Raw genomic sequence first — 18,838 nt, 5'->3', positions numbered from 1 at the left:
GGCTTTCTGACAGGCATGCCCAGAGTATTCAGCTTGTTTATGGCGCTCACATACGCCATGACTTCTCCCACTTGGCCGTTGTGGTTACGTAAACTGACTTTCCCCGCTAACAACTGTTTGAATCGATACATCGCAGTCTCTGCCAGCGAGCGACGGTGATACCCCGATATCTTCTTCCAGTACGCCAGCCCTTCCTTGCGCATCACCAGCACCGCGTCATTTCTTGCGTGTCCTTTTTTCCATAACCCCGCGCTTTTGCGAGGCGGGATACAGGCTGTTGCCCCTTTGCGCAAGATAAGCTGATGGCTGGCTTTGCTGTCATACGCGCCATCCGCATAAACACGTCCCAGCTTGCACCGCAGTGGATTGAGTAAGGTTGGCAGCACCTCGGCGTCATGGACATTTTCCAACGACACTTTCGCCGCCACGATATCGTGGGTCACCGGGTCTACCGCCAGATGCAACTTGCGCCACACTCGCCGCTTCTCGGCGCCGTGTTTTCTGACCTTCCACTCGCCTTCACCAAATACCTTCAGCCCGGTTGAGTCGATAACCAGGTCGGTAATATGAATCGCCCCGGATTTTCTAGACACTCTGGCGGCTATCGAGTGCCACATGACCATGTCTGAGTTGGAGCAAAGCCCACTGTGTGCAGATACTGCAGGAGAGAGACAATTTCTCCCTGAGGCTCACAAGCTGGCCAACTGCCTGCTGCTGGCTGACGCGGGTTACATTGACAGGGCTTGGTTTGAGCAGGTGAACTACGCTGGCGGATTTTATCTAGTACGAGGATCTAAAGGCCTGAACCCCTAGAGAATTCAGGCCTGGCGCGGTGATGTACGGGAAGAACCAAAACTGGCGGGACTGTCACTGAAAGAGGCCGGACGGTGACGCTGCCGGGCCGAGGTGCTGGATATGGAGGTGAAGTCCGGCAAGGTGGAATATCGGTTGACCCGGCGTTGGTTTGCCGAGGAAAAGCGGTTGCGACCATCACCGAAACGATGTGCGGCTTAACGCAGCACTTGAAGGTGTTGGAATTGTCTATGCACCGCCACCGTCAACATATCTGATAATGAACTACACTAAGGTTAAGGTGTTGGTTTATCTCGTAACCCTGACATTGGAATGAAAAAGAGATGGAGCAGAGCGCCGCATTTAACATTTCGACGATTGCCAAAATGGTCGGCAGCGATCTGGTAGAGCCTATGTTGGTGAGCTATCAAGAGAACACGCAAGCTCAGTTGACGAAATTAATCACGATTGTTGCCACGCAGTCCGCCAGTGAGCTGCATCGCTTGGCACATAGTGACTATGTGCGGCAAGTGGAAGAATTATGCCAGCGAAGTCGCGATGTTCTTGAAAAATAGTCATCTATTTAGAACAGCAAAAAGTGAGTAATCGATGACTGCAGAAGCAATGAAGGTTGTCTGTGTCGATGACGACGATTTTATGCTCAAAGCTTTAGGGCGCATGATCCGAAGAATGAGACCTGATTGGGAGATTGAGTTGGTTGAAGATGCTAACCATTGGGTGGCTAATGTGGATCACGCACCCAGTGTAGTGATTTCCGACCTGCTGATGCCGCGGAAAAATGGTGAAGCCTTGCTGACGGAGTTACGTTCGCGTTGCCCAGAGAGTATGCGGGTGCTGTTAACCGGAGATACTACCCAAGAATTGCCTCGCAAAGCACACACTTATGCGCAATTTGTGCTTCCTAAACCCTTTACTCACGAAGATTTTGAACATCTTTTCCAGTGTGTCGAACGGCTATATCGAATGCCATTCACTATTGAATGTCGCAAGCGACTTGGGGCGTTAGAGGAAATCCCGATCCTACCTAACTCCGTCCGTAAGTTACAACAAATGATTGCTTCGCCAAATTGCAGTATGGACGCAATTGCGGAAACCATTGTTCATGAGCCTGTGTTGGTGGCCAAAATCATACAAATCGCCAACTCATCCTACTTTGGTTTTCGGCGTAATACCGATTCGCTGCATGAGGCGGTTGCACGTTTGGGCGCGGTTTTGGTGGAGTCTATTGCCATCTCTTTGCTCGCGATCCATCCCAGTAATGCAAACTCAGCGGAAGATCATCAATGGGTGGCAGATTGTGCTTTCAAATCCAGCTCCATTGCTAGAGCTTTGGTTAAAGAGCTTGGTTATCCGCGTCAGGATCAAGACCGGATTTTTGTGGCGAACTTACTGACCTCGATTGGCAAAATTTTGCTGTTGGAGGATGGTGCAAGTAAAAAAGAGTTTTTGGATTACTACCACTTACAGCCTGGGTATGCCGATTGTGATGTGATATCTGCATATATACTGATTATGTGGGGCTACGATATTGATATAGGTGATATTATTCTCAACCAAAGATTGACAATGTTTAATGGTGAGCATTTAGAGCAACTAGGTAGTCTTTCATGTTTAGCAAATGTAATTGGAAATTGCAAAGAAATCAATGAATACCGACAGCTTGTAAAAGAAGTACCAAAGACAATACAAGGTGCGCTCAAGGAACTTGAAGCTCAATTTTTTCCATCTTAGCCAGTGAGATACTGAATTTTAAGGGAGTGATTTTATGGCAATTCGACTAACGGTAGCTGATGACTCAAAGTTATCGCGCAAGTCCGTGATTAGGGCGATCCCTGCCGGTTGGGATGTAGAAATAACTGAGGCTCAAAATGGAAAAGAAGCAGTAGAAAGTTATAACAAAGGCCTTGCTGATGTGATGTTTTTAGATCTGACCATGCCGGAAATGGATGGGATACAAGTTTTGGAACATTTTCACCGAATTGATGCGAGATGCTTAGTTATCGTGATTAGTGCAGATATTCAGCCATTAGTTCAACAACGAGTTAAAGAGTTGGGTGCGCTGAACTTTTTGCAAAAACCACTCGATCCAGCTCAACTGGAACAGACACTTCATGAGGCAGGGTTGCTATGAGCATAGTACTTTCCGAAGATCATAAAGACGCATTGCAGGAATTCATGAACATCTCAATGGGTCGAGCCGCCAGTAAGCTTGCGACCTTGCTTAATTTACATGTCACTATCTCTGTGCCCAACATTAGGGTTGCGATTGAGGAGGATATGCGTGCACTACAGTCCTATGCCGCCGATTATTATTACACCAGACAATCTTTCTACGGTGGAATGGATGGTGAACTGATCACCTTAATGAGCCGCTGCGGTTGTGAGCAAGTTGTTAATGATCTTAACCATTCGAAAGGCATGGCGGATGGGTTAGTCAGTATTGAAGAGAGTATTTTGGATATCTCCAATATCCTTTCTGGAGCGAGTTTAAAAGGTTTATGTCAACAGATTGAATTGAAAACAAAAATTCAACCGCCAGTGATTTTTGATCCAACTCATCAACCTTTACCAATTTTGCAATGGCGTTTATCCTTGATTATGGAGATCAATTTTCTCGTTGAGACGGCTTCTTTTACTGCCAAAACCATAATTTGTTTTGCAGATAAAGAGTTAGATAAGGTATTTTCTCATCTCGACGAACTCTTGATGTAAGGATATGAATATGGGAAAGAGTCGTCTATTGCTATCTGAACTATTGGACCAGCTCTCTTTTGCGCTCTGTATCGTGCGTAATGATTATGTGATCGTCAAAGTAAATGAGTATTTTGAATCACGTGTCATTTTTGACGGTGAAGCGATGCAAGGGAAGAACATTCTATCGCTATTTCCTGAATCTGCCGATTATTTAAAGCGAAAAATTGATACGGCGCTGGTGATTGAATCTTCCAGTTTCAGTAGTTGGGAGCAGAAACCCCATCTTTTGCCTTTCAAAAGCTCTCGCCCAGTATCGGGCGAAGAAGAGCAGATGTATCAAAACCTCGAAGTTATCCCGCTCCATAGTGAAGATGGGGCAATAGAGCATGTTTGCCTTTGTGTCTATGACGTCACTATTCAAGCGAGCCAGCAACAGGAGCTCAAACGAGTATCGCAAAAGCTTGAAGAAGAGCATCAATCCCAGAAAGTTTTAATCAATAAACTGGAAGATACACAAGGGCAGTTAATCCAATCGGAGAAAATGGCCTCTATTGGTCAGCTTTCTGCGGGGATCGCTCATGAAATTAACAATCCAGTAGGCTTTATTACCTCGAACCTGCAAACGTTAAGAGACTACTTTAATCTCTTAGAGAAAGTTCTGAATGGCATTACCCAGACGATTGGCCAGAGTAAAGACACGGCGCTTAATGAAGCTTGTCAGAAGATCCTTAAACAAGGACAAGTGGAGTTTATTTTGGAAGACACTGCTGAGTTGATAACCGAATCTTTAGAAGGCTCTTCACGCGTGATGTCGATTGTTAAAAATCTCAAAGAGTTCTCGCACGTTGACCGTTCAGAATGGAGTTACGCCAATCTAGAGAACTGTATCGAATCGACATTGAAAATCATCAACAACGAGATCAAGTACAACATTACGTTGGAGAAGCATTACGCTGCCAATGTACCTGATGTTTTTTGCCAACCGATGCAGATCAATCAGGTGTTACTCAATATTTTAGTAAATGCCAGTCATGCCATCAAAGGTGAAGGGGTAATCTCCATTACCTTACAGTCTGCGGAGGACAACTTTGTTGAAATACATATTAGAGACACTGGATGTGGTATTCCTGAGGATATTCATGAACGAATTTTTGAACCCTTCTTTACAACGAAACCTGTTGGTTCGGGAACAGGATTAGGTTTATCTGTCTCTTACGGCATTATCAATAAGCACAATGGTACGATCAGCGTCACCAGCGAAGTCGGTAAGGGGAGCGAATTCACTATTCGTTTACCGGTGAATCCAAGTGTAGAAGCGGTAGACAATACCTATGCCAAAGCGATGTAAACGGGGGCATTATGGTAGAAAAGCTATGCACTTCAGTCACTGCTATGCGAGAACAAGCGAATGGACGTCATATCCCTTTTGCTCTGTTGGCCTTTATAAAGGTACTGTTTTCCAATGTAAAGCCCAAGCGGAAGTTCGATAGTTTAATGACCACCATCAGTGATTTAGTGCCCGGGTGTCAGATTGCGCTACTTGAACGTCAAGCCAACGAGCACTTGCGTATTATTCAAACCAGTGGCTTGATAGATAATACTCGCTTCAAAACAGCATTACCTCAATTTATTGAAGGTGAGTGGTACTTCCTGCCGAATGTTCAAGAGGAAAGGGTGTGGCAAGAACATTACGCAGACTGTTTTCCTGAGTGTCAGAGCGCGTTAGCCGCGAAGTTTCACACAGCCAAGAACCATTATCTACTGCTTATTATGCAGCCGACGTTGGATGGTTTTAATCATCCACAGCGCGATGAGTTATATGCGCTATTTGATGTCACCAAAAGTGCACTTTACTCCATGCTGCAATTTCGTAAAACCGTTATCGATAAGCATCAAGTTCAGCAAGAAGAAAAATTGGCATCTTTAGGTAAGTTAGCAGCTGGCGTCGCCCATGAAATCAATAACCCGCTTGGATTTGTGATGAGTAACTTCAGTATCCTGAATGAATATATCTCTCAGATAAGTAAACATCCGCAAATTCAACCAATAGACGACCTAAGGCTTCATGAGATGATCTACGATAGTGAAGCTATTTTGATGGAGAGCTTAGAAGGACTATCGCGGATAAAAAACATCGTTTCGAGCCTCAATGTGTACTCACATACTCATGAAAGTATGGCTGAAATTGATATGCGTGATGTGCTGAGTTCGGCACTTGCTTTGATTATTGGTGATTTGAAATACCGAGCTAAGTTTGTGTATCCCGCACCAGAAAAACCTTATTACATTCGTGGTACTTACAACAAGCTGCAACAAGTGTTTATCAACTTAATTATTAATGCTGTGCAATCAGTCACTGCAACCCAAGAGGGAGTAGTGTGTCTAGAGCTATCTGAGGTGCATTGGCCGGGAGAGGGAATTCCACGTGTGCAAGTGCTGATTGAAGACAATGGAAAAGGAATCAGTGCGGAGCACATTGAAAAAGTTTTCGATCCCTTTTTTACGACTAAAAAAGTTGGTGAAGGTGCTGGCTTGGGGTTATCTGTAGCACGTGAAATCATCGAAGAACATCATGGTAAAATAAAGCTTTGTTCGACAGAAGGGGTCGGAACGCGAGTCTCTGTGACACTGCCACAAGCGGTGCGTGCATAAGGAGTCTTCTGATGCAAAGCAACCTTGACATTCTCCTGGTGGATGATAAGCCGGCGGTGTTGAATGCATCAAAGCGCGAGCTGTGCCCTTATTTCCCTCATCTGCCGACTGGCGCCTGTGCGCAAGAAGCGTTAGAGCTTTTAAAAAAACATCCAGTGCATATGTTGATTTTCTATTATCGGATGCTGGGCATGAATTGCGCCTATTCGGTGATAGAGATTAATAGCCGCTATCCGCACATCATGTTGCTTATCCTCTCTTGGCAAGCTGATACGAATGGATTGCCAATTCCCAACCACTTTTTTTCGATCTTAGAAGATCACCATTTTCTCAATACGTTAACCGAAGTCATAGTGCAAGACGCTTTTACTTTTTCAACCACTGAATATACGGTATCACAAGACATCACAATAGTGGTAATTATTCTAGTGGGAATACTGTACGTAGCTGAGGAGAAGCAAGTGCCACATGCCATGCGTCGACACTCTATTGAGAACATGGAACGCGATATTATTGCCGCTAAATATAAGTTTTATACGCTAAAATTATTAGAGAAACGCTGCGCATTAGATTATTTTGGTACAGTATATTGTGATTATGAGTATTTGGGTGAAATTCTGTTTGATGTGGTAAAGATTGATGGGCAATACATTAGAAATTCTGGCCAGGCGGAATCGAGCACGGTCATATTACAATCGATGATTTTTAGCTTTAAGTTCTTGTCTATAGAGGTTATTTCGGTATGGGCCTACTCAAATCAGCAATGTCAAATTTTACAAAAGATGGAATGTGACATGGTGCAAGGTTATTCAGTCAGTCCGGCCATTTCGCCACAACTAAATCCTGAACTATCTCCATAAAAAATAGGGGAGCCCTATGCAAATGGATAACATCCACGATGAGAAGTTGAACGTCCTGTTACTTGATGATGAAAACGATATTTTGAAAGCGCTTAACCGCGTGTTGCGGATGGACTACAACGTAGTTTCCTTCGATAACGGTGCCGATGCGTTGGGATATCTGTTGGAAAATCCAATACACATCATCATCTCGGACATGCGTATGCCAGATATGGATGGAGCGGATTTTCTGGCTAAAGCGCGCGAAATGCAGCCGGATACAATGCGTTTGTTACTCACAGGATATGCTGATATTCCATCGACAGTGCGTGCTGTTAACGCGGGAGGGATCCATACTTACATCAGCAAACCTTGGGACAACGAAAACCTCAAGCTGATTGTGGGGAAAGCTGCCGAGTTTTACCGCTTAAGTCAGGATAAAGAGCGCCTGACTCTTGAACTGGAAGAGCGCAATAAAGAACTGGAAATTGCCAATCAAGCATTAGCTGAGAACAACGTGAAGCTTTCGCACTTTAATCAAGAGTTGGAGACTAAAGTTCAAGCGCGAACCGTTGCCTTACAAGAGAGCAATAAACGGTTAGAAGTCTCGCTGGCTTCACGAAATAAAACGTTTAAAGATATTTTGGCTATGGTTACCGCGATTATCCAGCATCGTACTGGTTTCCCTGCGGATCATGCAGAGCGGATAGCTAATCAAGCAAAATTGGTAGCGCTCAAGTTGAAATTACCCGAAGCGGTTGCTAGTCATGTATATTTATGCGGGCTTATGCATCAAATTGGACTGATTGCTGAAACCAGTAATGACTGGACAGTCGTTAAGGAACATAATAATGTGGATAGCCCAATTTCACCAAACGTGAATCCCATTCTGGGCGCAGAAATTGTGGGTAGAATTAAACACTTTGAACCGTTGGTGGAAATTATCCGTCACCAAGATGAGTTGTATGATGGTACAGGGAAGCCAGATCATTTACGTGGTGATGAAATACCTATTGGCGCTCGGATCATAAAAGTCGTCAAAGATTATGACTTCTTAATCGCTTGTTCGAATAACACAATACGTATGCATACCAAAAGTGCTCAAGGTTATCTGCGTCAGCAGTCAAAAGTGTATTATGATCCTAAAGTCGTGGAAGCCTTTATTACGATGGTGAGTGCGGTGACTCGAATTGAAGAGGGGGTGGAATTGTGTGTAAATTTGAGCGAAGTGTGTCCGGGAATGGTTATCAAACGTAATATCTATCTACCTAATGGTAACTTGATGCTGACGGCAGGCAACGTAATGAGTGACCATTTATTACGTAAGCTAAAAGAGTTAGAGAAAGAGATGAATATACCGATCCCAGTCTACATAGGATAAGGGGGGATTGTAGTGGTCTAATCATCCCAGACACCATTTTAGGTGGTACAGTCGCCACCATGACCTGAGGTGTTCAATGACAAGATTACGTCGCTCATTTACTGCCGAGTTCAAACTCGAAGCCACATCCCTGGTGCTCGGCCAGGGATATTCTGTCCCTGAAGCCAGCCGTTCACTGGATGTCGGTGAAATCGTACTGCGCCGCTGGATTCGGCGACTGCAATCCGAACGCTGTGGTACAACCCCAATCAGTAAAGCTCTGACTCCGGAGCAGCAGAAAATCCAGGAGCCGGAAGCCCGCATCAACCGGCTCGAACGTGAAAAGGATATTCTAAAAAACCGCCTCCCCAGCACTCCGTGGTCCATGGAATTAGAAACACGTCCACTACACTGATCTCACCAGACAGTGGTCGTTTGTTTTTTGGAGGCTGAGTCCCCGTCAAAACACCTGATCCAGGGGAAGCTGCGGACCCGTGAGTGGTGGCACTTGGTGACCCCGTTTAGGAATGTGATCGAATCCGAGTCCCCATCCGGCACTATTTGTGATGGAGGGGTATTCATGAAAAAGCACAACACAGAACACGGTTTGCCGATCATCGATGCCCGCGCCGCGGGCATCGATATCGGTTCGCGGTTCCATGTGGTTGCGGTGCCCACCGCGCTCGCCGAAGAACCAGTGAAAAACTTTCAGGCTTTCACGGCAGACCTAGAGCGTATGGCTGCTTGGTTGGTCGAGCTTGGTATCACCACCGTGGCAATGGAGTCAACGGGCGTGTATTGGATACCCGTGTACGAGATTGGAGACCCATGGCTTACAGGTCATCTTGGCTAACGCCCGGGATGCCCGGGCCGTACTAGGGCGAAAAACCGATGTCAACGATGTGCAATGGATCCAGCGCCTGCATGCTTGCGGTCTACTGCGCGCCAGCTTCCATCCTGAGCGGGAGATCGCCGCGCTGCGCAGTTATCTGCGGCTACGTGAACGTCACCTCGATTACGCTGCGGCCCATATCCAGCACATGCAGAAGGCGCTAACTCACATGAACCTGCAATTGCAGCATGTGGTGAGTGACATCACCGGCGCCACCGGTATGCGGATCATCCGTGCCATTGTCGCAGGAGAGCGAAATGCCACGATGCTCGCCGCCATGCGCGACTTGCGCTGGCACAGCGAAGGTGTAGCACTAGTAGGATCAGTTATTTAGTTCCATCCCTATCACTAATTGATAGTCACGTTCAAAATCCATGGTATCTTGTGACAGGATATATGGTTTCCATTGTATTAGTTGTGTTGAAGAGGGGAGATGATGCCAACGTATGCCACTTCGATAAAGCTTAGGTAATAAGTTGTTTGGCAAGCTATAAACGACTTGACCTATTATTGAACCATATGAGGGCAGAGCAATATTGTAGTCAGCGCCAACTTTTAATTTTTTATGGCTTAAAACGCCAATCCCTTCCAATCCAATATGGCGAATAACCACGTAGGGTACGGGATTGAAAAAATCCATAAAAAGATTGGTTCTGCTGCATAGAGCTGTGTAACCCCCTCCCATCAGGTTGTAGCGACGTTGTTTTCGCCATTCAATCCCGCAGGGTATAGTCGGGGTGTAACGATCTTTCTCCGGTTTGATTGATTCGAGTTGCTCTCTAACATTCATTTACGTTTCCAGCTTAAGCGCAGTTGTATGTAACATTTTTAGCACAGGATGGAGGAGTGGACAATGATATGAGATCTTGAAAGGTTCAGAGGTAATTTTCTTATGATATTAATCATGGTGTTGAAAAGAATAGATTTTACATAGGAATTTTTTGATCTGATATTACGTGACTTTTATATGCCCTTACACCTAAAGATGGTGATGTCATCCAATGGATACTGTGTCTCCTTTCTCCCGGGAATGGCTATGGAACAGCGAAGGTGTAGCATTATTATGATCAGTCATTTAGGGGCTCGGATGGATTACTGTGGGATCGTGGAATTTTTGTCGTAAACAGTGAGCCTAGGTAAGGTGCGAGCAAGCACTTGACTTAAGACCATGTGTCCCTCTTGGCGTAATTGATAAGGTTCAGCATGAGACACCGGTTTGAGGCCGGTGCCAGGTGATAACTAGATCTGTACAGTATGTACTTACTAATTAGAAAGGTCTTTTATGGTATCTGAGACACTGTTTGCATCTTCAATTATTTCCTGTATTACATCACTGATTATATCAACCTGTTGTTTTCCTATTATTACGTTATTTGAAACTACTGACACTGTTTTTGTTATTCTTGTCGTGATTTCTGAGTTTAATTTAATTACATTAATTATTTCATTGGTTGACAGAGATGTTCTAGCCGCCAACTGCCGAACCTCATCAGCAACAACTGCAAATCCCCTTCCTTGATCACCTGCTCTTGCTGCCTCTATTGCCGCATTAAGAGCAAGTAGATTTGTCTGGTCTGCAATTCCACTTATTGTTGAAATAATTGATTCAATGCTTTTAGATTGATTATTCAGACGTTCAATTTCGTGACTTACATCATTTACAGAACTACTAATTTGCAGTGATGTTTCCAATACGTTCTTAATAACATCAGCACCTTTTACAGCACTCGTAACTGTCGTACTTGCGATGTTACAAGCTTGCTGCGCTGCTTCACGTACAGTAATGGACCTTTTCACTCTATCAGTTATATCACTGGCTAACTTTATAATTCTAACAACTTTCCCATCATGATTAAGTATTGGGTTGTATGTCGCTTCTAGCCATATATCATTACCTCTACTATCACGTCTCATAAATAACCCAGATTGAATGTCACCAGAACTAAGATGCTTCCAAAAATCTGGATTTTCTTCATAAAATTCAGCCGAGCAAAACATTCTATGATGCTTACCAACAATATCATCCAGTCTATAGTCAAGGCATTGAAGAAAGTTCTTATTAGCTGTAATGACAGTCCCATCTGGCGTGAAATCAATTACAGCCAAGGATTTGTCAAGAGCATTTAATAATGCTTGAGTCCTCTCTAATTCGACCTGTTGCTCAGTGACATCAAATGCAATCTTATTTATTCCAAGAACTTTGTTTTCATGGATTACAGGTAAGTATGTCGCTTCTAACCAGACAGCTTTTCCAGACTTAGCCTGACGGATGAATCGCCCCCTTCTTGATATACCATCACGAAGGTCACGCCATAACTTTTCATAGTCTTTCGTGGTGGTGTCTTCAGCAAAACACATTGTTCTATGATGCTGCCCAACTACCTCTGCACGCTTATAACCAAATAACATTAAAAAATGCTCATTCACATCAACAACAATACCTTCAGGGGTAAAGCTTATAAATGGCACATTGTTCTTAATTGCAGTTTCAAAGTCAAAAGCATTGACTAGTGCTGATTCAGCATTAGTGTGAACTATTTTTTTTTGCCCTGAAAAGCCCCACATACTATTCTCCTTTCGCCGAAAAACAACCCACTACTAAAAATTCTGAGACTCTGTATTTTAGTGTAGTACATGAAGTAAATGTTCATCATAGTTGTAATGTTGATGCTGAACTGCATAAGAAATCTGGTCACTGTGTGCTCTTGTAGCGCAATTAAACAACCTCCATAACTGTACGGTTAATAAAGTAGCGATGACAGAACAGTAAAAAGTCCTGTAATGGCAAGGGTTTCGAATAGAAATAACCCTGAATTTCGTCCACCCCGATGCTCAGCACAGCTTTGAGCTCATCGCTGTCCTCTACTCCTTCAGCAACCACACGCACGCTGAGCTGATGAGATAAGTTGGTGATTGCCTCGACGAACAAGGCTTGGCGAGTATCGCTGTCAATCGCGGTGATAAATGAGCGATCGATTTTTAGCTTGTCGAAATGGAGTTCCCGCAAGTATGCAAACGATGACCAACCAGTCCCAAAATCATCGAGTGCGACCCTCACACCGAGCTGATGCAGGGAGTTGATGATCTGTTTACTCATATCGAGATCATCCAGAGCAATAGTTTCGGTCAGCTCGACAATTAATTGTTCTAGGGTCAGCGGAGCTCCTCTCAGGAGCTCTTCCAAGTTTGCTGACAACCCCATATGAAACATGGAGCTGGAAAGGTTAACGGAGATCTCAAGTGGCTCAATCAAATCGCTAGGAAAAGAGGCGAGATCATGTGTTAAGCGCCGTATAATCCATAATCCGAGAGTTTCCCCCAGACCGTTATCTTCTGCCAACGAGATGATATCAAGAGGTGGAATAAAGCCGTACTCAGGGTGATTCCAGCGGATCAGCACCTCAGCTCCCAGTCTCACAGAACTTTGACCACGGACAATAGGTTGATAGTAGAGACTTAACTGCAAATTATCGGTGTGCCGGATCAGTTCGCTCAGCTCGGCTGATAAGCGGCGGTTACGTATGTAGTGATGATGCATACTGCTGGAGAATATTACATAGCGATTTAGTCTCTGACGCTTGGCGCTATCGAGGGCGATATCAGCAAACAACAACATCTCCTCCGGCGTGTGAACAGGCTGCACGTACTGACTTATCCCCATAAATACACGAACCCGATGGGCCGGATCTGCGTTCATAGCTCGACCAGACAATTCATGACGAAGTTGTTCCAGAAATGGAAAGCGCATATAGGTAGGCATAACGCCTGAAATAATGATCGCAAACTCGTCGCTACCTGTTCGGGCGGCAAAGATACCGTCAGCGGACACAGCGCGGATCCGCTCAGCAAGCTGCATTAGTAATGCATCACCAACCTCGTACCCCAGACTGTCGTTAACCTCCCTGAAATGGCCTAGATCTACCAGACAGACTGTAATACTTCTGCTTCGCAGCCGATGTACTGTCAGCATCTTGAGGTGTTTTATAAGAGCAGCCCGGTTTGGTAATCCTGTCAGGATATCATTCCAAGCCAAAAATTGTTGTTGGCGCACCTCACGAAACAACATAATCAGCATAAGCACGGTCGCTAACGTCAAGAAACCCAGAATGAAGAAGTTCTGGGTGCGTGAAGAATTAAGCAGATCACGCTGGGCAATGGCAGAAGGACCAGTGAAATTCTTCACCATGACATCTCGAATAGCCGCTAAATCACGGTTCAGGTCCTGAGAGAAATTGGCCAAATTTTCTGAATATCTGTCTCCATTGACTACATCTCCTTCATACTTCACGAAGTGGTGCATGATCTTTCTTGCCGCCTGTTCAGCACCAAAACGGGTTCTTACAGACTTTGCCTCCTCACCGTTCAGGAATACATCGAGTCTATTCCATGCAATATCAAAACGCTTGTTCAACTCTGCCTGGCTAACCGAACCTGTACGATATAAAGCAAGAGCCTCTTTAAACCCATGGATCTCAAGCTCCAACTGAGCCAGCGCCCAAGCTGAGAGCTGTGTATAGCGTGTAACTGCATTAAAAGCGCGGTCATAGTTCCAGACCGACCAGATGGCGACCCCCAAAAAGGTCATCACCATCAGGATCATGATCAGAAACTTGCCGCGCAGCATCTTATTTGCTCTCGATCGCAGTCAACTGCCACACCATTCGACTGTGATAGAGTTCTTTGTCTAGCTCAGGGTGCTCAGTTAGGGGGTAGATGATCCATAGCGGGCCCTTGTTACGCAGGGTCAGCTCCTTGCTATCCTGCTTATCAGCCAACAGGACTGAGTATTTACTCCCATCCTCCAGCGGTACCGCAGCCCAATAGTCATTGACAGCTACAGCCTTGACCTCTGTATTCTTAAGGTCGTAGATCTTGATCAGATCTCGCAGCAACACCCCACTATAGGTGTGTTCACCCTTGGTCCAAGGGGTGCGGGTCGTGACTTTTGTCTGAGGCAAAGCCTCAAAATCGGCACGGGATAGCACAACCTCCCCTTTACCATTGCAACAGCCATCCCCCTTAATCTTGAGGAAAGCATCATCTGCCCACGCCATCCCTGAAACGAGACAACTAGATAAGAGCAGCATCCTGCCAAACCATCCATCCATAATAAACCCTCACAACATATTGACATTCCTAATAATTGAATTTTGTAAATGTGACTAAAACTTACCGCATCTACTTCGACTCAAGTAGCAATCAGTGGGACCGAACTAGTCAACATCAGAAGCATGGCAGTGATACTACAGATGCCGCAAATGCATTCGTCGCTTTTTTGCTTTGATACTGAGTTGTTTGTAGTAGTCAACTAAATCCGGATACAAACCCTGCCCAAGCATCCATCATCGGACGTCGCTGATCCAGCAAGTCAGTACGGTGGTACGCAGCTTCGACCTTGTTCTGCACTGTATGGGCTAACGCTCGTTCAGCGAGATCCCGCGCATAGCCCTGCTCACTGCACCAGTCGCGAAAGCTGGAACGAAAACCATGTGCCGTTGCCAGACGGCCAGGAGTCGAGCTTGACGCTTTTACCCGTCGCAAAAATGTCGTTAGTACCATATCTGATAGGGGGACTTGATCGCGTGGAGAAGGGAAGACCAATTCATCATGCAACCCCTGCAACCCCATCAAGATCTCGACGGCTCGAAGAGATAACGGGACGCGATGCATTTGTTTGGCCTTCATTCGTTCCGCTGGCAAGGTCCAGATCTTTGCTTCCAGATCTACCTCTGACCATTTCATTGCTCGAACTTCACCTGAGCGGCAAGCCGTCAGGATCAAGAACTCCAGCATTAAGCGAGTTACATCGTAACGTTGTGTTGTCCTCAGATGCTGCTGAACAAAGGTTGGAATGTCACGCCAGGGCATGGCAGGTTGATGTTCGGTACGAACGGCTTTACTGGGTTGTAGTGGGAGTAAGTGATTTACCACATCGACCGGGTTTGCTTGGCAGTGACCATGCGCCCAGGCCCAAGCCATGACTGCATGCAGCCGTTGTCTCACACGGCTGGCAGTTTCAGGGATCTCCAACCAGATCGGCATTAAGACTTCGGCTATCTGTGCAGGAGTGATGGCAGAGATTGAGTACTGGCCAATCATGGGGAATGCATACTGCTCGAGCGTCGAGATCCACTGTTTGCCGTGTTTGGGGTTTTTCCATCCAGGTAGCAGTTTGGAATGAACTTCCCGAGCAGCAGCCTCGAAAGTCGGGATAGAGGGTTTGCTCTCTTCAGCACGTTTGAGTTCGAGTGGATCAAGACCATTGGCGAGTTGCTCTCGCATCTTCTGTCCTTGCTTGGTGGCATCGGCTATGGATATCTCGGGGTAAGAGCCAAGCCCCGCATTTCTGCGTTTTCCGGTCACTGGGCTTACATAACGAAGCACCCAGTTGCCACGGCCTTTAGCCGTTGACGGATGAAGTGCAAGGCCTGTTACGCCACCATGTGCAATTGCTTTGTCACCCGGCTTGAGGTTACGTGCTTTGGTATCGGTAAGAAGCGCCATAGGGAAAGTTCCTTGAGACTGTGGCATGCCACGGACTATGCCATCTATTGTGCCATTTAGTGCGGTATTGGGTCACTTCAAATTGGACATTGTTGGACGACCATTAATATAACACCATGATTTAAAATGGAGATTGTGGAGTTGGTTGGCTTTGTTTGGATTTGATTCAGGCGGTCTCCCTCACCGCCACATTGCAAAGCCCTGATGGAAACATCAGGGCTTTTTGCTATCCGTGTTTTTGCGAGCGCTGTGGGCAAGCCGATGGCGATGGGCGGCGGGCTCGGGTATAGTCCTGCGCCAATGGCGTTATCCTGTTTTGCTGACCCGTCGTGGCCCTGGTGGTGGCGAGGGGCAGGCCTGTGTAAGGAGTGTTATGAAGTTCAGTCCCCTGCTCGATGAGATGATGAAAGCCCTGCAGGTATTGCCTGGGGTGGGGCCCAAGTCTGCCCAGCGGATGGCCTTTACCCTGCTCGAGCGTGAGCGCAGCGGCGGTTTGCGTCTGGCCCAGTTGCTCTCCCGCGCCCTGACCGAGATCGGTCACTGCAGCCACTGCCGCACCTTTACTGAGAACGATCGCTGCGATATCTGCGCCAATCCCAAGCGGGAAGAGAATGGCCTGCTCTGCGTGGTGGAGAGCCCGGCGGACGTGGCCGCCATCGAGCAGACAGGCCAGTTTTCCGGTCGTTACTTCGTGCTGATGGGCCATCTGTCGCCACTCGATGGTATCGGCCCGGAGGAGCTGGGGCTCGATATTCTGGAGCGCCGCTTGAAAGATGAGGCGATCAGCGAACTGATCCTCGCCACCAATCCTACCATCGAGGGGGATGCCACCGCCTGGTATATCGCTGATATGGCCCGTGCTGCCGGGGTAGAGGTGAGCCGCATCGCCCACGGGGTGCCGGTGGGCGGCGAGCTGGAGCTGGTGGATGGCACCACGCTCTCCCACTCCCTGATGGGGCGCCAGCGCCTCAAGTAAGGGGAGGGTGGCGGCAGGCAAGTCGCGAAAAACTGAACATAAAATCGGCGGTCACACGCCAACAGGGGGCGAATGAGCAGGATTGCACATTCGCCCCCTTGATATTTGGATCCCTGTCCCCATCTAGGTTGGGCATATGTTCAACCCGATGTTTCTGAGGATTGGTCCATGACCCAAAGTGTTCATGCCGAAACCCACGGCTTTCAGACTGAAGTCAAACAACTGCTGAGCCTGATGGCTCACAGCCTCTACTCCAACAAAGAAGTATTCCTGCGCGAGCTGATCTCCAACGCCTCCGATGCGGCGGACAAGCTGCGCTTCAAGGCGCTTTCCGATGCCTCTTTGTTCGAAAACGACGGCCAGTTGCGTGTGCGTCTGGTGGTGGACAAAGAGAAGCGTACCCTGACCATCTCCGATAACGGGATCGGTATGACCCGCGATCAGGTGATTGAGCACCTGGGTACCATCGCCAAGTCCGGCACCGCAGAATTCTTCAAAAACCTCTCCGGCGATCAGGGACGTGACTCCCAGCTGATCGGTCAGTTCGGGGTCGGCTTCTACTCCGCCTTTATCGTGGCCGACAAGGTGACCGTGGTCTCCCGCGCCGCCGGTACTGCTCCGGAGCAGGGCGTACAGTGGGAATCTGAAGGGGAAGGCTCCTTCACCGTCGCTGACGTAACCAAAGAGGGTCGCGGTACCGACGTCATCCTGCACCTGCGTGCCGAAGAGGACGAGTTCCTCGACGACTGGCGCCTGCGCTCCGTGGTGGGCAAGTATTCCGATCACATCAGCGTGCCGGTGGAGATGTTCAAAGAGGGCACCCCGGATCGCGAAGAGGATGGTGAGACCATCGTCGGCACCCCGGGCGAGTGGGAGCAGGTCAACCGCGCCACGGCACTGTGGACCCGCAACCCGAAAGATATCAAGGACGAGGAGTATCAGGAGTTCTACAAGCACGTCGCCCACGACTTTGAAGATCCGCTGCTGTGGGGTCACAACCGGGTGGAAGGGGCGCAGGAGTACACCAGCCTGCTCTACGTACCGGCCCGCGCACCGTTCGACCTCTACAACCGCGAGCAGAAGCACGGTCTGAAGCTCTACGTACAGCGCGTCTTCATCATGGATGACGCCGAGCAGTTTATGCCGACCTACCTGCGCTTCGTCAAAGGGGTGCTGGACTCCAACGATCTGCCGCTCAACGTCAGCCGCGAGATCCTGCAGGACAACAAGGTGACTGCCTCTCTGCGCAAGGCTTGCTCAAAGCGCGTGCTGACCATGCTCTCCAAGCTGGCAAAAGACGATGCCGAGAAGTACGCCAAGTTCTGGAAAGAGTTCGGTAACGTGCTCAAAGAGGGCCCGGCCGAGGATTACGCCAACCGCGAAGAGATCGCCAAGCTCCTGCGTTTTGCCAGCACCGCTGGCGAGGGCGAAGCCCAGACCGTCTCTCTCGAGGATTACGTTGGTCGCATGAAGGAAGGCCAGCAGAAGATCTACTACATCACTGCTGACTCCTATGCCGCTGCCAAGAACAGCCCGCACCTCGAGATCTTCCGCAAGAAGGGTGTCGAAGTGCTGCTGATGTGGGAGCGCGTGGACGAGTGGCTGATGAGCCACCTGACCGAGTTCGACGGCAAGCAGCTTATCTCCGTCACCCGTGGCGAACTGGATCTCGGCGATCTGGAAGATGAAGCCTCCAAGCAGGCCCAGGAAGAGGCCGAAAAGGCCAACGCTGGTCTGGTTGAGCGGGTCAAGAAGAGCCTGGGCGATGCAGTGAAAGAGGTGCGTGTCACTCACCGTCTGACCGACTCCCCCTCCTGTATCGTCACCGACGCTTACGGTATGAGCACCCAGATGATCAAGCTGATGCGTGCGGCCGGCCAGCCGGTACCGGAGCAGAAGTACATTCTGGAGCTCAACCCTGACCATGCGCTGGTGAAGAAACTCGACACCATCGAAGACGAGGCGCTGTTTGGCGAGTGGGTCACCCTGCTGCACGAACAGGCCCAGCTGGCCGAGCAGGGCGGGCTGAATGATCCGGCGAGCTTCGTCTCCCGCATCAACCGTCTGCTGCTGCAAGCCTAAGCAGCAACGCCGGTAACAGAAAGCCC

17 protein-coding genes and 3 pseudogenes are annotated in these 18,838 nt (G+C 47.8%); 14 read left to right on the top strand and 6 right to left on the bottom strand.

Annotation, left to right across the window (positions count from 1 at the left end; all coding sequences use genetic code 11):
• A pseudogene (locus AB5Y83_RS03685) lies at window positions 1-566 on the bottom strand (IS5 family transposase); the annotation flags it as partial.
• Between the two features lie 25 nt (window positions 567-591).
• Here AB5Y83_RS03685 and AB5Y83_RS03680 point away from each other — a divergent pair.
• The 12 genes and pseudogenes from AB5Y83_RS03680 to AB5Y83_RS03625 all read left to right on the top strand — a co-directional run.
• Window positions 592-981, top strand: a pseudogene (locus AB5Y83_RS03680) (transposase); the annotation flags it as partial.
• Between the two features lie 155 nt (window positions 982-1,136).
• Complete coding sequence (locus tag AB5Y83_RS03675; RefSeq protein ID WP_234887762.1) at window positions 1,137-1,367, top strand: hypothetical protein; 231 nt, start codon at window positions 1,137-1,139, stop codon at window positions 1,365-1,367.
• A 34-nt stretch (window positions 1,368-1,401) separates the two neighbouring features.
• Window positions 1,402-2,544: an HDOD domain-containing protein gene (locus AB5Y83_RS03670; RefSeq protein WP_160882319.1), complete on the top strand. Its 1,143-nt coding sequence runs from the start codon at window positions 1,402-1,404 to the stop codon at window positions 2,542-2,544.
• Between the two features lie 34 nt (window positions 2,545-2,578).
• Complete coding sequence (locus tag AB5Y83_RS03665) at window positions 2,579-2,944, top strand: response regulator (protein WP_160882320.1); 366 nt, start codon at window positions 2,579-2,581, stop codon at window positions 2,942-2,944.
• The gene (locus tag AB5Y83_RS03660; protein WP_160882321.1) at window positions 2,941-3,525 is read left to right on the top strand and encodes a chemotaxis protein CheC; all 585 of its coding nucleotides are present in this window, start codon (window positions 2,941-2,943) and stop codon (window positions 3,523-3,525) included. Before AB5Y83_RS03665 ends, AB5Y83_RS03660 begins: the two co-directional genes overlap by 4 nt.
• Window positions 3,526-3,535: 10 nt before the next feature.
• Window positions 3,536-4,855, top strand: coding sequence for a sensor histidine kinase (locus AB5Y83_RS03655; RefSeq protein WP_160882322.1), 1,320 nt, complete (start codon window positions 3,536-3,538; stop codon window positions 4,853-4,855).
• Between the two features lie 11 nt (window positions 4,856-4,866).
• Complete coding sequence (locus AB5Y83_RS03650) at window positions 4,867-6,159, top strand: sensor histidine kinase (protein ID WP_160882323.1); 1,293 nt, start codon at window positions 4,867-4,869, stop codon at window positions 6,157-6,159.
• A gap of 11 nt (window positions 6,160-6,170) precedes the next feature.
• Window positions 6,171-7,019, top strand: coding sequence for an EAL domain-containing protein (locus AB5Y83_RS03645; RefSeq protein WP_160882324.1), 849 nt, complete (start codon window positions 6,171-6,173; stop codon window positions 7,017-7,019).
• 16 nt (window positions 7,020-7,035) lie between these two features.
• Window positions 7,036-8,379, top strand: a complete 1,344-nt coding sequence (locus AB5Y83_RS03640; RefSeq protein WP_181270087.1) for an HD domain-containing phosphohydrolase — start codon at window positions 7,036-7,038, stop codon at window positions 8,377-8,379.
• 76 nt (window positions 8,380-8,455) lie between these two features.
• Window positions 8,456-8,716, top strand: a pseudogene (locus AB5Y83_RS03635) (transposase); the annotation flags it as partial.
• 222 nt (window positions 8,717-8,938) lie between these two features.
• The gene (locus AB5Y83_RS03630) at window positions 8,939-9,211 is read left to right on the top strand and encodes a hypothetical protein (RefSeq protein WP_338454957.1); all 273 of its coding nucleotides are present in this window, start codon (window positions 8,939-8,941) and stop codon (window positions 9,209-9,211) included.
• Window positions 9,204-9,584, top strand: a complete 381-nt coding sequence (locus AB5Y83_RS03625; RefSeq protein WP_202411391.1) for a hypothetical protein — start codon at window positions 9,204-9,206, stop codon at window positions 9,582-9,584. Before AB5Y83_RS03630 ends, AB5Y83_RS03625 begins: the two co-directional genes overlap by 8 nt.
• On the opposite strand, the gene AB5Y83_RS03620 is transcribed toward AB5Y83_RS03625, so the two are convergent.
• The 5 genes from AB5Y83_RS03620 to AB5Y83_RS03600 all read right to left on the bottom strand — a co-directional run bounded on the left by AB5Y83_RS03620 (window position 9,573) and on the right by AB5Y83_RS03600 (window position 15,754).
• Entirely contained in the window at window positions 9,573-10,040 is a 468-nt protein-coding gene (locus tag AB5Y83_RS03620) for a hypothetical protein (RefSeq protein ID WP_160882326.1), read from the bottom strand. The two genes, AB5Y83_RS03625 and AB5Y83_RS03620, sit on opposite strands and share 12 nt — an antisense overlap.
• A gap of 473 nt (window positions 10,041-10,513) precedes the next feature.
• The gene (locus AB5Y83_RS03615) at window positions 10,514-11,815 is read right to left on the bottom strand and encodes a PAS domain-containing methyl-accepting chemotaxis protein (protein ID WP_338454956.1); all 1,302 of its coding nucleotides are present in this window, start codon (window positions 11,813-11,815) and stop codon (window positions 10,514-10,516) included.
• A 151-nt stretch (window positions 11,816-11,966) separates the two neighbouring features.
• Window positions 11,967-13,874, bottom strand: a complete 1,908-nt coding sequence (locus AB5Y83_RS03610) for a bifunctional diguanylate cyclase/phosphodiesterase (RefSeq protein WP_181270086.1) — start codon at window positions 13,872-13,874, stop codon at window positions 11,967-11,969.
• A 1-nt stretch (window position 13,875) separates the two neighbouring features.
• Window positions 13,876-14,358 (bottom strand): molybdopterin-binding oxidoreductase, encoded by a 483-nt coding sequence (locus AB5Y83_RS03605; protein ID WP_160882447.1) that lies wholly within the window; start codon window positions 14,356-14,358, stop codon window positions 13,876-13,878.
• A gap of 196 nt (window positions 14,359-14,554) precedes the next feature.
• Window positions 14,555-15,754, bottom strand: coding sequence for a tyrosine-type recombinase/integrase (locus AB5Y83_RS03600; protein WP_181270085.1), 1,200 nt, complete (start codon window positions 15,752-15,754; stop codon window positions 14,555-14,557).
• Between the two features lie 373 nt (window positions 15,755-16,127).
• Here AB5Y83_RS03600 and recR point away from each other — a divergent pair, with 373 nt between their 5' ends.
• Both recR and htpG read left to right on the top strand, forming a co-directional pair.
• Window positions 16,128-16,730: a recombination mediator RecR gene (gene recR / locus AB5Y83_RS03595; protein WP_005346280.1), complete on the top strand. Its 603-nt coding sequence runs from the start codon at window positions 16,128-16,130 to the stop codon at window positions 16,728-16,730.
• 168 nt (window positions 16,731-16,898) lie between these two features.
• Window positions 16,899-18,812 carry a molecular chaperone HtpG gene (htpG, locus tag AB5Y83_RS03590; RefSeq protein WP_075115122.1) on the top strand — a complete coding sequence of 638 codons (1,914 nt, stop codon included), beginning with the start codon at window positions 16,899-16,901 and terminating at the stop codon, window positions 18,810-18,812.
• Window positions 18,813-18,838 lie beyond the last annotated feature (26 nt).

The organism is Aeromonas sp. R5-4 (assembly GCF_040908215.1).
Lineage (GTDB): Bacteria > Pseudomonadota > Gammaproteobacteria > Enterobacterales > Aeromonadaceae > Aeromonas > Aeromonas veronii.
Note: the sequence above shows the minus strand (reverse complement) of the source record. Positions and strands in the feature narration are given on the sequence as shown.

Coding starts and splice junctions, on each gene's coding strand:
- AB5Y83_RS03675 (WP_234887762.1), top strand. CDS start 1,137: ATGGAGCAGAGCGCCGCATTTAACATTTCGACGATTGCCAAAATGGTC.
- AB5Y83_RS03670 (WP_160882319.1), top strand. CDS start 1,402: ATGACTGCAGAAGCAATGAAGGTTGTCTGTGTCGATGACGACGATTTT.
- AB5Y83_RS03665 (WP_160882320.1), top strand. CDS start 2,579: ATGGCAATTCGACTAACGGTAGCTGATGACTCAAAGTTATCGCGCAAG.
- AB5Y83_RS03660 (WP_160882321.1), top strand. CDS start 2,941: ATGAGCATAGTACTTTCCGAAGATCATAAAGACGCATTGCAGGAATTC.
- AB5Y83_RS03655 (WP_160882322.1), top strand. CDS start 3,536: ATGGGAAAGAGTCGTCTATTGCTATCTGAACTATTGGACCAGCTCTCT.
- AB5Y83_RS03650 (WP_160882323.1), top strand. CDS start 4,867: ATGGTAGAAAAGCTATGCACTTCAGTCACTGCTATGCGAGAACAAGCG.
- AB5Y83_RS03645 (WP_160882324.1), top strand. CDS start 6,171: ATGCAAAGCAACCTTGACATTCTCCTGGTGGATGATAAGCCGGCGGTG.
- AB5Y83_RS03640 (WP_181270087.1), top strand. CDS start 7,036: ATGCAAATGGATAACATCCACGATGAGAAGTTGAACGTCCTGTTACTT.
- AB5Y83_RS03630 (WP_338454957.1), top strand. CDS start 8,939: ATGAAAAAGCACAACACAGAACACGGTTTGCCGATCATCGATGCCCGC.
- AB5Y83_RS03620 (WP_160882326.1), bottom strand. CDS start 10,040: ATGAATGTTAGAGAGCAACTCGAATCAATCAAACCGGAGAAAGATCGT.
- AB5Y83_RS03615 (WP_338454956.1), bottom strand. CDS start 11,815: ATGTGGGGCTTTTCAGGGCAAAAAAAAATAGTTCACACTAATGCTGAA.
- AB5Y83_RS03610 (WP_181270086.1), bottom strand. CDS start 13,874: ATGCTGCGCGGCAAGTTTCTGATCATGATCCTGATGGTGATGACCTTT.
- AB5Y83_RS03605 (WP_160882447.1), bottom strand. CDS start 14,358: ATGGATGGATGGTTTGGCAGGATGCTGCTCTTATCTAGTTGTCTCGTT.
- AB5Y83_RS03600 (WP_181270085.1), bottom strand. CDS start 15,754: ATGGCGCTTCTTACCGATACCAAAGCACGTAACCTCAAGCCGGGTGAC.
- recR (WP_005346280.1), top strand. CDS start 16,128: ATGAAGTTCAGTCCCCTGCTCGATGAGATGATGAAAGCCCTGCAGGTA.
- htpG (WP_075115122.1), top strand. CDS start 16,899: ATGACCCAAAGTGTTCATGCCGAAACCCACGGCTTTCAGACTGAAGTC.